Source organism: Agrobacterium sp. LAD9, assembly GCF_003031125.1.
Lineage (GTDB): Bacteria > Pseudomonadota > Alphaproteobacteria > Rhizobiales > Rhizobiaceae > Agrobacterium > Agrobacterium radiobacter.
In genome coordinates, this window is the sequence record NZ_PHGS01000014.1 from 236,392 (window position 1) to 249,017 (window position 12,626).

The 12,626-nt window shown below is 59.6% G+C and carries 16 protein-coding genes; 6 read left to right on the forward strand and 10 right to left on the reverse strand.

Annotated elements, in window-relative coordinates; genetic code table 11:
* Positions 1-49: 49 nt before the first annotated feature.
* The 6 genes from DA915_RS16365 to DA915_RS16390 form a co-directional block, all read right to left on the reverse strand.
* Complete coding sequence (locus DA915_RS16365) at positions 50-1,696, reverse strand: FAD-binding dehydrogenase (protein ID WP_107676606.1); 1,647 nt, start codon at positions 1,694-1,696, stop codon at positions 50-52.
* A gap of 89 nt (positions 1,697-1,785) precedes the next feature.
* Positions 1,786-2,817, reverse strand: coding sequence for a peptidoglycan -binding protein (locus DA915_RS16370; RefSeq protein WP_003506175.1), 1,032 nt, complete (start codon positions 2,815-2,817; stop codon positions 1,786-1,788).
* Positions 2,818-2,819: 2 nt separating this feature from the next.
* Complete coding sequence (locus DA915_RS16375; RefSeq protein WP_003506173.1) at positions 2,820-3,842, reverse strand: hypothetical protein; 1,023 nt, start codon at positions 3,840-3,842, stop codon at positions 2,820-2,822.
* Positions 3,843-4,043: 201 nt separating this feature from the next.
* Positions 4,044-4,844, reverse strand: a complete 801-nt coding sequence (locus DA915_RS16380) for an inositol monophosphatase family protein (RefSeq protein ID WP_003506172.1) — start codon at positions 4,842-4,844, stop codon at positions 4,044-4,046.
* 164 nt (positions 4,845-5,008) lie between these two features.
* A complete protein-coding gene (locus DA915_RS16385; RefSeq protein ID WP_003506169.1) occupies positions 5,009-6,109 on the reverse strand; it encodes a tetratricopeptide repeat protein in 1,101 nt (366 codons plus the stop codon).
* A gap of 8 nt (positions 6,110-6,117) precedes the next feature.
* Positions 6,118-6,771: a thiamine phosphate synthase gene (locus DA915_RS16390; RefSeq protein WP_003506168.1), complete on the reverse strand. Its 654-nt coding sequence runs from the start codon at positions 6,769-6,771 to the stop codon at positions 6,118-6,120.
* A 104-nt stretch (positions 6,772-6,875) separates the two neighbouring features.
* On the opposite strand from DA915_RS16390, the gene DA915_RS16395 reads away from it, so the two are divergent.
* Positions 6,876-7,640 carry a sulfite exporter TauE/SafE family protein gene (locus tag DA915_RS16395; protein ID WP_003506166.1) on the forward strand — a complete coding sequence of 255 codons (765 nt, stop codon included), beginning with the start codon at positions 6,876-6,878 and terminating at the stop codon, positions 7,638-7,640.
* Positions 7,641-7,739: 99 nt separating this feature from the next.
* On the opposite strand, the gene DA915_RS16400 is transcribed toward DA915_RS16395, so the two are convergent.
* Entirely contained in the window at positions 7,740-7,916 is a 177-nt protein-coding gene (locus tag DA915_RS16400; protein WP_003506164.1) for a YdcH family protein, read from the reverse strand.
* Positions 7,917-8,151: 235 nt separating this feature from the next.
* On the opposite strand from DA915_RS16400, the gene DA915_RS16405 reads away from it, so the two are divergent.
* The 5 genes from DA915_RS16405 to DA915_RS16425 all read left to right on the forward strand — a co-directional run bounded on the left by DA915_RS16405 (position 8,152) and on the right by DA915_RS16425 (position 10,945).
* On the forward strand, positions 8,152-8,355 hold the full coding sequence (locus DA915_RS16405; RefSeq protein ID WP_107676607.1) for a YdcH family protein: 204 nt from the start codon (positions 8,152-8,154) through the stop codon (positions 8,353-8,355).
* A gap of 47 nt (positions 8,356-8,402) precedes the next feature.
* Positions 8,403-8,870: a 5-(carboxyamino)imidazole ribonucleotide mutase gene (gene purE, locus DA915_RS16410; RefSeq protein WP_035212960.1), complete on the forward strand. Its 468-nt coding sequence runs from the start codon at positions 8,403-8,405 to the stop codon at positions 8,868-8,870.
* 11 nt (positions 8,871-8,881) lie between these two features.
* On the forward strand, positions 8,882-9,958 hold the full coding sequence (locus DA915_RS16415) for a 5-(carboxyamino)imidazole ribonucleotide synthase (RefSeq protein WP_107676637.1): 1,077 nt from the start codon (positions 8,882-8,884) through the stop codon (positions 9,956-9,958).
* Between the two features lie 146 nt (positions 9,959-10,104).
* A complete protein-coding gene (gene ykgO, locus DA915_RS16420) occupies positions 10,105-10,230 on the forward strand; it encodes a type B 50S ribosomal protein L36 (RefSeq protein ID WP_003497670.1) in 126 nt (41 codons plus the stop codon).
* Between the two features lie 94 nt (positions 10,231-10,324).
* A complete protein-coding gene (locus DA915_RS16425; protein WP_107676608.1) occupies positions 10,325-10,945 on the forward strand; it encodes a tetratricopeptide repeat protein in 621 nt (206 codons plus the stop codon).
* 68 nt (positions 10,946-11,013) lie between these two features.
* On the opposite strand, the gene DA915_RS16430 is transcribed toward DA915_RS16425, so the two are convergent.
* The 3 genes from DA915_RS16430 to DA915_RS16440 all read right to left on the reverse strand — a co-directional run bounded on the left by DA915_RS16430 (position 11,014) and on the right by DA915_RS16440 (position 12,528).
* Positions 11,014-11,271, reverse strand: a complete 258-nt coding sequence (locus DA915_RS16430; RefSeq protein ID WP_020812069.1) for a DUF2312 domain-containing protein — start codon at positions 11,269-11,271, stop codon at positions 11,014-11,016.
* 147 nt (positions 11,272-11,418) lie between these two features.
* The gene (locus DA915_RS16435; protein ID WP_107676609.1) at positions 11,419-11,724 is read right to left on the reverse strand and encodes a DUF1244 domain-containing protein; all 306 of its coding nucleotides are present in this window, start codon (positions 11,722-11,724) and stop codon (positions 11,419-11,421) included.
* Between the two features lie 15 nt (positions 11,725-11,739).
* Positions 11,740-12,528 carry an N-formylglutamate amidohydrolase gene (locus tag DA915_RS16440; protein ID WP_107676610.1) on the reverse strand — a complete coding sequence of 263 codons (789 nt, stop codon included), beginning with the start codon at positions 12,526-12,528 and terminating at the stop codon, positions 11,740-11,742.
* Between the last annotated feature and the right edge of the window lie 98 nt (positions 12,529-12,626).

The following is a 12,626-nucleotide window of genomic DNA, read 5'->3' on the forward strand; positions in this document are numbered from 1 at the left end:
GGAATTTCAGGCAAAACCGCTGGTGTTTCACCATTCCGCTCTCAACGGCTCACGCCAGCACGCTGCGTCCGGCAATGCGGCCCGAAAACAGGCAGCCGCCAAGGAATGTGCCCTCCAGCGCGTTGTAGCCATGCATGCCACCGCCACCGAAACCCGCCACTTCGCCGGCGGCATAAAGCCCCGGCACCGGCTCACCGGCAGCATCCAGCACCCGCGCTTCAAGATCGGTATGAAGGCCGCCAAGCGTCTTGCGCGTCAGCACGTGCAGCCGCACGGCAATCAGCGGCCCCATCGCCGGGTCGAGCAGCCGGTGCGGTTTTGCCGTCCGCATCAGCCGGTCGCCAAGATAACGACGTGCGCCATGGATGGCCGTTACCTGGGCATCCTTACTGAAACCATTTTCGATTTCGCGGTCGCGCGCTTCGATCTGCCGGCGGATATGGTCTATATGCAGCCGGTTATCGCCACTGATGGCATTCATCGCCGCCACGAGTTCTTCCAGCGTATCTCGAACCGCGAAATCTTCGCCGCGCTCCATGAAAGCACGCACTGGTCCCGGCGGCTCCTTGCCCAACCTTTTGAGCAGCAGCGGTATATCCTTGCCGGTCAGATCAGGATTCTGCTCCGAGCCTGAAAGCGCAAATTCCTTCTTGATGATCGCCTTGGTCAGAATGAACCAGCTATGGCCGCTGCCGCGTTCGCCCAGCATTTTAAGCGTGCCGAGCGTATCGAAACCTGGCATGGCGGGGGCGGCGAGGCGGTTTCCATCCGCATCGCACCAGAAGGACGAGGGACCGGGCAGGATGCGGATACCGTGACCCGGCCAGATCGGATCATGGTTTTTCACGCCCTCGGTATAATGCCACATGCGGTCACGATTGATGACGGCTCCGCCAGCCGTTTCCGTAATGGCGATCATGCGGCCATCCACATGCGCGGGAACACCGCAGACCATGCTTGCGGGAGGCGCGCCCAACCGTTCCACCGGCCAGTTGCGCCGCACCAGTTCCTGATTGCCGCCGATGCCGCCGGAACTGACGATGACCGTCGCAGCGGAGAAGGTAAAATCGCCCTGCTCTTCCCGGCTGCTCTCCTGCCCGCGTTGCACGGGGTCGGCTGCAAGAACAGCGCCTGAAATGCCGGTCACCCGGCCGTCGACGACCTCCAGACGATCAACCCGGTGGCGAAAACGGAAGGTCAGCCGGCCGGTTGCCGCCATGGCCTTCGCCTTTTTAACGAAGGGTGCGAGTACGCCCGGACCCGTGCCCCATGTGACATGGAAACGCGGAACGGAATTGCCATGACCATGGGCGAGGCTGCCGCCGCGCTCGGCCCAGCCGACCACAGGAAACCAGCGCATGCCCATACGGTGCAGCCATTCGCGTTTTTCACCGGCAGCGAAATCGAGATAGGCCTCCGCCCAACGGCGCGGCCAATAATCCTCCGGACGGTCGAAACCGGCTGAGCCGAACCAGTCTTGCCTTGCAAGATCGATACTGTCTCGCACCCGCATCCGGCGCTGTTCGGGGCTATCGACGAAAAACAGACCGCCCAGCGACCAGAAGGCCTGGCCGCCAAGGTTCTGCTCGCCCTCCTGATCCACGACACAGACGCTGAAACCTCGCTCAGCAGCCTCGGTTGCCGCCACCAGCCCGGCAAGCCCAGCGCCGACAACGATCACATCATAGCGTTCCATCAGCCCCTCCCAGATATGACGGAATTACTTTTACGCGAACGTAAATTTACTTTCGCCGGAAGGCAACCGCGCTGATGCGGTCCGCAATTTTAGCGCTCGGTGAGCTTGAGTTCGATACGGCGGTTCTGCTGCCGTGCTTCCGGCGTATCGCCTTCGGCAATCGGCTGATACTCACCGAAACCAGCGGCGACCAGCCGGTTTGCCGGGACGCCCTTGGAAATCAGGAATTTCACCACAGAGGTGGCACGGGCCGAGGATAGTTCCCAATTGTCCCGGTAACGTCCGGAACCGGAAAGCTGGACGTTATCCGTGTGGCCATCCACGCGCAGGACCCAGTTGATTTCCGCCGGAATTTCCTTGGCGAGATCGAGCAGCGCGACCGCCAGCTTCTCCATCTCCGTCTGTCCTTCCGGATTGAGTTCATTGCCGCCGGAAGGGAAGAGCACTTCGGACTGGAAGACGAACCGGTCACCGACGATGCGGATATTTTCGCGGTCCGACAGGATTTCGCGCAGCCGCCCGAAGAAATCAGACCGATAGCGGTTCAGTTCCTGCACCCGCTGCGCCAGCGCGACATTGAGGCGACGGCCGAGATCGGCGATCTTGACCTGAGACGAGGTATCCTTGGCTTCCGACGCCTGCAGGGCGGCTTCCACCGAAGCGATCTGCGCCCTCAACGCCGCAATCTGCTGGTTCAGCAATTCGATCTGCGCGGAAGCGCGGGAATTGGCCTGTCTCTGGTCGTCCAGCTCGCCGGTCAGGCTGCCAATCCGGGCATTGGCGTTCGCATTGTTGCCCGATCCCGCATCGAGAAGCGCCTGCAGTCGGGAACGCTCGTTTTCTGAAGCTGCGAGCGTCGATTGCAGGCTTGCGAGCGCGTCCTCAATATCCTGCTTGTTGCCTTTTTCCATGGCCAGAAGTTCGGTCAGTTCGGCAATCTGGCTGTTGAGGCGCGTCAGCACTTCGTCCTTGCCGGTAATTTCGCGCGACAGTACGAATTGCGCCAGCACGAAGACCGTCAGCAAAAACATGATGGCCATCAGCAGCGTCGAAAGCGCATCGACGAAACCCGGCCAATAATCCACACCCCTGTCGCGGCGGCGGTTGCGCGCAAGCGCCATGGCTACTCGCTCCCGTTATCGTGCCGGGTGCGTCCGGATGATTTCGTGTCGCTATCGATCCGCGCCGACAGCCGGTCGAGCGTGCGGCGGAGTGATTTCGATTCCTCCTGCTGCGCCTCGATCCAGTCACGCAGCATTTGCTGTTCGCTGCGCATGTTCTTGACCAGACCCTGAATGCCCTCGGCAAGGCTGGTCATGGCCGCAAGCGAACGCTCGGTGCTGACCATGGCGCCCGGCTCAACGGCCTTGAACTCCCTCGGCCCTTCCGCCGAGGTGTCAGTTACCGATGACAGCCAGTTTTCGAGTTGGGTGTAAAAACGGTTCTGCGCGCGACCGGCCTGAAGATCGAGAAAACCGAGGATCAGCGAACCTGAAAGACCTAGCAGCGACGAGGAGAAGGCCGTTCCCATGCCGGCCAGCGGCGCGGTGAGACCGGCCTTGAGCGAGCTCAGAATATCGTTGCTGTCACCGGCGCTCGGATCGAGCGACTGGATGACATTGCTGATGGCGCCGATGGTGCCGATCAGGCCCCAGAAGGTGCCGAGCAGACCGAGAAACACCAACAGGCCGACGAGATAACGCGAGGTATCACGCGATTCGTCGAGTCGTGTTGCGATGGAATCGAGGATGGTCCGCTGCGTGACCGTGGAAAGCCGGACTTCGCCGCGCTTGCCGATCAGCGTGCTCATCGGCGCAAGCAGTTTTGGCGCACGGCCGACCTTTTCGACGCTGCCGGCAGCACGAAAGGCATTGAACCAGCGGACTTCCGAGCGCAGGCTCATCGTCTGCGTAAACACCAGAATGATGCCGATGGCCAACACGCCGAGAATGAAGCCGTTGAGCCCCGGATTGGTCATGAAGGCGGTGTGCGCCTGCCGATAGAGAATGGCCGCCAGAAAGCCGACGAGGATCAGAAACAGAACCATCGTCCAGAGAAACGGTGTAGGGCTGGACAGCTTGTGGCTGTATTGCCGTGTGGTCACCGGTTTCTCGACGCCAAGATCGAGCAGCTCCGAATCCGCCATAACGTTCGCATTCCCTCTGGTCAGGTATCCAGCGGAAGCTATTTGAAAATTGCGACGATTTGAAGCGAAAAGCCGGTCTTTCGTCACAGGCGTTTTAGGAAAATGTGTGAGCACCCGGCAATGGAAAACAAAAACACCCGGCGAACATTCGCCGGGCGTCTAAAACTTGTAGAAAACGACAGGTTTTCCGCCGAAAACCGATCAGCGGCCCGGGATGGGGCGGTTGGCGACCTCAACGAGCGCCTTGTGGATATATTCATTTCCGGCAGCAACGGTGCCGCTGCCGAAGATATCCGTGCCGCCCTTGATGTCGGATGCGAAGCCGCCGGCTTCACGAATCAGCACCAGACCGGCCGCCATATCCCATGGCGAAAGATCGGCTTCCCAGTAACCGTCGAGACGGCCCGCGGCGACATAAGCCAGATCGAGCGAAGCCGCGCCCATGCGACGGATGCCGGCAGCCTCACCCATGACATGGCGAAGCTCGACCAGGAACTTGCCGTGATTGCCGCGACCGAGATGCGGCACGCCGCAGCCGATGACGCAATCGGTCAGCGCCTTGCGCGCGGCAACACGGATGCGGCGATCGTTGAGGAACGCGCCGCCGCCACGCTCGGCGGTGTAGAGTTCGTCGGTGGCCGGATTGAAGATCACGCCGGCAACGACTTCACCGTTACGCTCCAGTGCAATGGAAACCGCAAAATGCGGAATGCCGTGCAGGAAGTTGGTGGTGCCATCAAGCGGATCCACAATCCAGCGATGCGCGCCATCGCTACCCTTTTCCTCGCCGCCTTCTTCACCCAGGAAGTCATAGGTCGGGCGGGCTTTCATCAATTCATCGCGCACGATCTTTTCGGCTTTCAGATCCGCCTGCGAGACGAAATCGCTCGGCCCCTTGACCGAGACCTGGAGGTTCTGCACTTCACCGAAGTCACGCGACAAAGACTTACCCGCCTTGATGGCGGCCTGAACCATGACATTGAGAAGGGCTGAACGGGCCATCGAATTTGTTTCCTGGAAAGCTTGCGAACCGCCCGGAAGTTCACCGGGCAGGCACGTCATTATTTTCTTGAATTGAAAGTTTGCGGTTCAAGACCACAAAACGCGCGGAAATTCAAGGCAAAAAGCCCATGGGGCTGCGCCGGCGTGGTTAGGCCCGTCTGCCATCACGTCGGGCGGAAACGATTTGCGGCCTCAATCGCCTTCTTCTGCTGCTCGTCGGTGATCCCGAGATAAAAGTCCTCGAGGGAGGGATCCTTCAGCCCGGCGCGACGGGAAAGCACATACCATTTGGCCGCTTCGACCGCATCCGGCCGGGTGCCAAGCGCCTGAATATAAAGATGCGCCACCTTGTTCTGCGCCACGACATTACCACGCTGTGCCGCACCGTATAGCCAGCGGAAGCCCTCATCCAGATTGCGCTCGCCGCCGAAACCATTCACCAGCCAGATGCCCAGATCGACCTGCGCGGTGTCGTAACCCGCCTTTGCGGCCCGCATCAGCCAGTCCCGCGCCTTGGCCTTCTTTTCGGCCGGCACGTCCTTCACCGACCAGTAAATCTGCGACACCGCATATTGAGCATCTGCAATGCCCTGGTCAGCGGATTTTTCGTAGAAAGGCAATGCCATCAGCAGGCCCTTGGCGCCGGGATTTTCCGAAACCAATATCTGGCCCCAGTTGAACTGGGCAGAGGCATTACCGGCTTCCGCGGCGCGGCGCATGAAATCGTCAGCTTTCGCCTTATCGCGGGTGACGAATTTGCCTTCCATCAGGATCAGGGCGAATTTGAACATGGCGACGGGATCGCCACCCTGTGCAGCCTGCTGATACCAGAAAGCCGCGGTTTTCTCGTCACGGGCAATGCCCAGACCACGCGACATCATTTCCGCCACCAGCGTCTGGGCGGATGCGTCACCGTTCTGCGCACGGTTCAGCGCCTTGTCGAGCGCCTGCACATATTCACCGCGCTGGAAATGCCCATAGGCTTCGTCCACCCGGCCCTTGAATTCCTTTTCAGGCGGCAGGGCGGGCAGCTCCGCACCCATGCGCTGATAGACATTGACGCCTGCGGACGGCTGCAAGTCCTTCTGCTCTTCGGATTGCACCCTGCCCTGACGGGTCGGCTGAGCCTCATTTTCCAGCTGACGGGAAAGCGCATTGCTTTCGCTCTGCGGCCCGGATTGAGCAAAAGCGACACCCGCCGGCGCGCCGAAAGCAAGCGTCAGCAGCGAAACGGAAAAGCAGAGGTGAACCGAGCGCATGATCATCGCCTGTATCAACCGCCAAACCGTGGCGCTTTTTCGTCAAGCAGGGCGTTGATTTCAGAAACCGCCTGGGCAGCACCACCGGCATTGTCAAAGACGCCGCTGCGCATCGCCACGAACTCCACGCCGGTTTCAGCTACGGCAACAACCGAAGACACATCCGTGCCACCCATGACGATGGCCGGAATTTCGATCATCGACGCCCACCACTCACCGAGAGCCAGGTTTTTGGGGTGCGCCTCAGGCTTGATGTCGCCTTCCAGCTTTCCGAAAAACACATAATCCGGATTGGACTCGCCCTGCTCCAGGGCCTTGTGACGGTCATCCGCATTACCGCCGCCGACGATCAGCTTCGGCGTGAACTTTTCCACGGCCTCGGCAAGCGCCTCGGCATTACCAGCTACATGAAGGCCATCCGCCTTCACGCGACCGGCAACGCGGCTGTCACCGGCAATGAGCGCCGCCGCACCGGCCTTTTGCACGACAGGCACGATCAATTCGGCGCGTTTCTGGAAAGCGGCGTCATCCAGACCATATTGCGGAATGATGACGGAAGCGACATCGCCGCCCCGCAATGCTTCTTCCACTTCTGTCGCCTGCTTTTGCGCGTCGTCCGATTCCGGAACGATCAGGACAAGGCGGCAACGATCTTCAACTAGGGTCATCGGTTCGTCCATTTCAGACAGAAGACGCTTGCCGCGCAATCTGCACTCGTTTTCATATGACAAATCCGATAAACCGGACCGGCGAAAGGATCAACTGTCCATCCATGCTGACCGATTTTCATTTTTATCTCGTCGCCATCCCCGCAGTCGTGCTCGTCGGCCTTTCCAAGGGCGGGCTGGGCGGCGCACTGGCCCTAATGGGCGTGCCGCTGATGGCGCTTGCCGTATCGCCTGTGCAGGCCGCCGCGATCTTTCTGCCGATCCTGATCGTGATGGATCTCGTGGCGCTTTGGGCCTGGCGGCACCACAACCACCGGGAAACGCTCCTCATCATGCTGCCCGGCGCAATCGCCGGCATCACGCTCGGCTGGGCGACCTCAAGCCTCATCTCCGCGGATGCCATGCGTCTCGTCGTCGCCTCGGTGACGATCCTGTTCGTGCTGCGTTATTTTCAGGAGAGTTTCAAAAGCCGTAAGGGACAGGAAATTCCGGCCAAACCGCAAAGACCGGCAGCCGCGACGCTCTGGTCCAGCCTTTCCGGTTATGCGAGCTTCGTGGCCCATGCGGGTGGACCGCCCTTTCAGATCTATGTTCTGCCGCTGAAGCTCGATCCGAAGACCTATACCGGCATGAGCGTACGCTTCTTCGCCATCATGAATGCGATCAAGCTCATTCCCTATTTCGCGCTCGGCGCGCTTGATGCCACCAACCTCAAGACCTCGGCCAGCCTGCTGCCGGTGGCGATGCTGGCGACGCTTGCCGGTGCAAGGGTGGTGAAATATCTGAAACCATCAGTGTTTTACCCGCTGATGTATTCCATGGCGCTGATTGCCGCGCTGAAACTGCTTTGGGACGGGTTGCCTTTCTAGGCTCAGGCAGCCACTAAAAGGCCCTGGCAGCACGCAGGTGCCGCCAGGGCCGAAAAGGAATCCGTCAGTCCTTCATTGAAGGCTGCGGTTTGGCATCAATTAGTGCCTTGTGGAGGCTTTAAGCCTCTGCAGTTCATCCTTCAGGCGCAGTTTACGGCGTTTGAGGTCGGCGATCTCTCTATCGTCAGAGGACGGGGAAGCAAGAATACTTTCGAGCTCCTCCTCCAGAGCACCGTGTTTCTTTTCGAGCGATGCAATATGAGCCTGAATGGTCATGCGGCACGTCCTTCCATTTTTAAGCCTACCTCCAGCTCTCCATCGCTGGAGTTTCAGGTTTGCGACGACAATGTGACACGGATCGTTGGTCTTGTCGAAGGCGAAATGAAGGCAATAAGTGGGCAATTTGGTCGCAAGGGATAACTTCCCGTTACCGCGATTTGATGATAGAGGCTCGTGAACGATCACAGACGCGCCGGAGCCGATCCGGCTTGCATAAAATGGGGATGACGAGATGCCCGATCAGGACCAGGCGGACATCAGGCTCATGCTGGCGCGGCTGCGCCAGGAGCATGAGGATTATGACGCGGCGATCAACGCGATGATCCAGACCAGCTGCGATGCGCTGAGAATACAGCGCATGAAAAAGAAGAAGCTGGCCGTCAAGGACAAGATGACCCAGCTCGAAGACCAGGTCATTCCCGATATCATCGCCTGAGCCGGAGAGATTACGTGACAGCAGAAACGCCCCCCGTCGCCATCATCATGGGCAGCCAGTCCGACTGGGAGACCATGAAGAACGCCGCCGATACGCTGGATGCGCTCGACATCGAATACGAAGCCCGCATCATTTCCGCCCACCGCACCCCGGACCGGCTTTATGACTTTGCCAATGGCGCGAAGGACGAAGGCTTCAAGGTCATTATCGCGGGCGCCGGCGGCGCTGCCCATCTGCCCGGCATGACGGCCTCAATGACGCCGCTTCCGGTGTTCGGCGTTCCGGTTCAGTCAAAGACCATGTCCGGTCAGGACAGCCTCTATTCCATCGTTCAGATGCCCGCCGGCATTCCCGTCGGCACGCTCGCCATCGGCAAGGCCGGCGCGATCAATGCGGCCCTTCTCGCCGCTGCGGTTCTGGCGCTGAGCGACGAGGACCTCGCTGACCGGCTTGATGCCTGGCGTGCGCGCCAGTCGGCAGCCGTCGCCGAATATCCCATGGACAGCGCCCAGTGACGACCGAAGTGATGGCAAAGACGACCAACCTGACCATCGGCATCATCGGCGGCGGGCAGCTCGGGCGCATGCTGGCGATGGCCGCTGCCCGTCTCAACCACCGAACCATCGTGCTGGAACCGCAGGCCGATTGCCCGGCTGCGCAGGTCTGCAACGACCAGATCGTCGCGGAATATGATGACGAAAAAGCGCTTGCGGAACTCGCAAACCGCTGCGATGTCGTGACCTACGAATTTGAAAACGTGCCTGTCGCGGCCGCCGAAAAGCTCAGCCTCTCCGTTCCCGTCTATCCGCCGGCGCAGGCGCTCAGCGCCTCGCAGGACCGGTTGACGGAAAAACGCTTCCTCAATGGTTGCGGCATCCCGACCGCCGATTTTCGTGCCGTGGACAGTCAGGAAGAGCTGGAAACTGCTCTGGCCGCTTTCGGCGGCAAGGGCGTACTGAAGACCCGTCGCATGGGTTATGACGGCAAGGGCCAGCGTCTCTTCCGGGGCGGCGAAGACCTCGCGGGTGCCTTTGCAGCGCTCGGCGGCGTGCCGCTCATTCTCGAGAGCTTTGTCGCCTTCGAGCGGGAGATTTCGATCATCGCCGCCCGTTTCCAGGACGGTACTGTCACCTGTTATGATCCCGCCGAGAATGTCCATCTGAACGGCATTCTGCACACGTCCACTGTTCCGGCAGCGCTCTCCGGTGCCGCGAAGGCGGTTGCCGTGGAGTCAGCAGAGAAGCTTCTGGCCGCGCTCGAATATGTCGGCGTCATCGGCATCGAATTCTTCGTCCTGCCGGATGGTTCGCTGGTTGCCAATGAAATGGCGCCACGCGTTCACAATACCGGCCACTGGACGGAAGCGGCCTGCGTAATCTCGCAGTTTGAACAGCATATCCGGGCCGTGTCGGGCCTCGCCCCCGGCAGCACGGAGCGCCACTCCGATTGCGTCATGACCAACCTGATCGGCGACGACATCGACGATGTGCCGGCATGGCTGTCGAAAAAAGACTGTCTCGTGCATCTCTACGGCAAGACGGAAGCACGGCCGGGCCGCAAGATGGGCCATGTGACCGAGCTTCTGCACACAGGAAAAGCCTAGTCTTTTAAGGCAAAGGCACGGCCAAGTGTTGACAGGCAGGGCTCAAACGGGTATCTGCCTGCCAACCGAAAAGAGCGCGCCCCGTTGCGCGCTTTTGATTGTTTGAATAGCACGGCAAAATCCGTGCAAAACTGCGGACCAGTAAAATGAAGATCAAGAATTCGCTTAAAGCGCTTAAGGCCCGTCATCGCGATAACCGCCTGGTTCGCCGCAAGGGCCGCGTCTACATCATCAACAAGCAGAACCCGCGCTTCAAGGCTCGTCAGGGCTGATTGACTGCGGTTCGCGATGGTTTCGCGGATCACTTTGTTGACAGTGCAGAAGTTTGCATTTGATATTGGGCGCAGCCGGGTTAAGCTTTAACCCATGCGCCCAAATCGTTTTTGCACGGCTATCATTCTCGCTCAGGGCTTCCTGTTTTCAAGCCTCCCGTTTCCGGGAATGGCTGCGATTGCCCATGCGGCGGACGGGCTGGCACCTGCTGTTGCGGAATCCGCGCCTTCACCCGCCAAAACCATCGACACTCTTTTTGCATCGCTGAAAAAAGAACGGAATGCGGTCAAGGCACGTAGCATTGCCAACCAGATCGCCTCCGAATGGAATGATTCCGGCAGCGCGACAATCAATCTCCTGATGCAATGGGCGGGCGAAGCCGCCGACGAAAAGCGCAACGCCGCCGCTTACGATTTTCTCGACCAGATTGTTTTGCTCGATCCTGACTATGTGCAGGCGCCGTATCGCCGCGCCATGGTCCATTTCGCCGATGGTAATACCCGCAAGGCGATGGCGGATATCAATCTGACGCTGGAAAGGGAGCCGCGCTATTTCCCGGCACTCGCAAGCCTTGCCAACATCCTCGAAGCCTCAGGCCGCGACGAGTTGGCGCTGAAGGCCTGGGAGCGTTATCTGGCGCTTTATCCTGCGGACAAGGACGCCCGCAAGGAAGCTGCCGACCTTTCGGAAAAGCTCGCCGGCACGCGCGGCTGAATTGGGCAGAGGCCCAAACAAAAATCGCCGCAGAAGCGGCGATTTTTCATTGAGACGTTCTCAACCGATCATTCCATACCGAGCGCGGCCATATAGGTCTGGAGAATCGTTTCTTCTTCGATGCGCTCATTGGCATCCTTCTTGCGCAGACGGATGATGGTGCGGATCGCCTTGGTGTCGTAACCACGACCCTTGGCCTCGCCCATGACATCCTTGATATCGCCCTGAATGGCGGCCTTTTCCTCTTCGAGGCGCTCAACGCGCTCGATGAACTGACGCAGTTCTGCGGCGGCGACGGTTTCGGTGGTGCTGGTATCGTCCATCATATCATCCTTTATTGGCGGCCCGCATGCGAGCCTTGTTCATCATTCCGGGCGAAGCCTTCGCCGGCCGCTGCCAGCAGGCAGCAAAATTCAGGCCTGTGAACTGCCCACTGAAAGGCGTCCCGTCAAGTCGTTTCCGTCGATCAGAGGTTATTCCCTCGGCCGGTTCTGTTCAAAGGCGGCTTTCTGGGTATCACTCGCCTCCGCCTGATATTTCTCTTTCCAATCCTCATATGGCATGCCGTAGACGATTTCGCGGGATTCATCCTTGCTGAGTGGAACGCCAGCCTCTTCGGCCGCTTCCCGATACCAGTTGGAAAGGCAGTTGCGGCAAAAGCCCGCGAGATTCATCAGGTCGATATTCTGCACATCGTGACGTTCACGAAGGTGCCCGACGAGGCGGCGGAAGGCGGCCGCTTCAAACTCGATCTGCCTGTTGTCGTTCTCTTTCGTCATGGCAAAACTCCAGGCTCAATAGGGACCGGTGCGGGAGGCGAACATCTGATATTCATGCAAAACGGGATCGTCATTCATTGCGGCGAAAATGGGAGCGAGCCGATCCGACCATTCGGCGATCCCCTTCTCATCCGCGATCAGGTCCTGCCGAACCTCGAGAAGCGCATGCGGCAGGCCCTTCATCATGCAATGACGATACATGGTGTCGCCCTTCAGCGCCCCGTCATAGGGTTCGTTGTCACCCACAAGGATATCGCCGGTGGCACGCAGATGCGCCAGAAGCGGATCGACCGCACGATGATCGGTATCCCACAGAACCGCCGCATGCCATGGCCGCGGCGTTTCCTTCCAGAACGGCGTGTAGGAATGCAGCGACAGGACGAGCGGCGCTTCTTCCGAGGCCTCGGCCACGCCGGTCAGCACACGGTCCACGGCATTGTGATAGGGCCGGTGAAAAATCTCGATTCGCCTTTGCCATTCCTCGTCCGAAATCGGATGGTTACCGGGGATGATCGCCCCGTCCGAGATCTTCATGATGAGAGTGGGATCATCCTCGCCGCGATTCGGATCGATCAGGAGCCGCGAAAACCGCCCGAGCACCGCCGGTACGCCCAGGCGCGCGGCGAGCGAGCGCGTCAGCCCCTCTATACCGATATCAAATGCGATATGGCGATGAAAAGCGGTTTGCGGAAGGCCAAGTTTGCCGTAGTGTGCCGGCAGGAGGTTCATGGCATGGTCCGCCAGAAGAACCATGCCTTTGTCATATTCGCCTTCTATGATTTCATAGGGTATGAAGTCGTTCATCGATGATTTTCTGGGGCAGGATTGAGGAGAGAAGCTTGATGGCATGGCTTGAGGCCGGGCGCAAGTTACGGCGAAAGAACAGCCATCTACCTTATCGC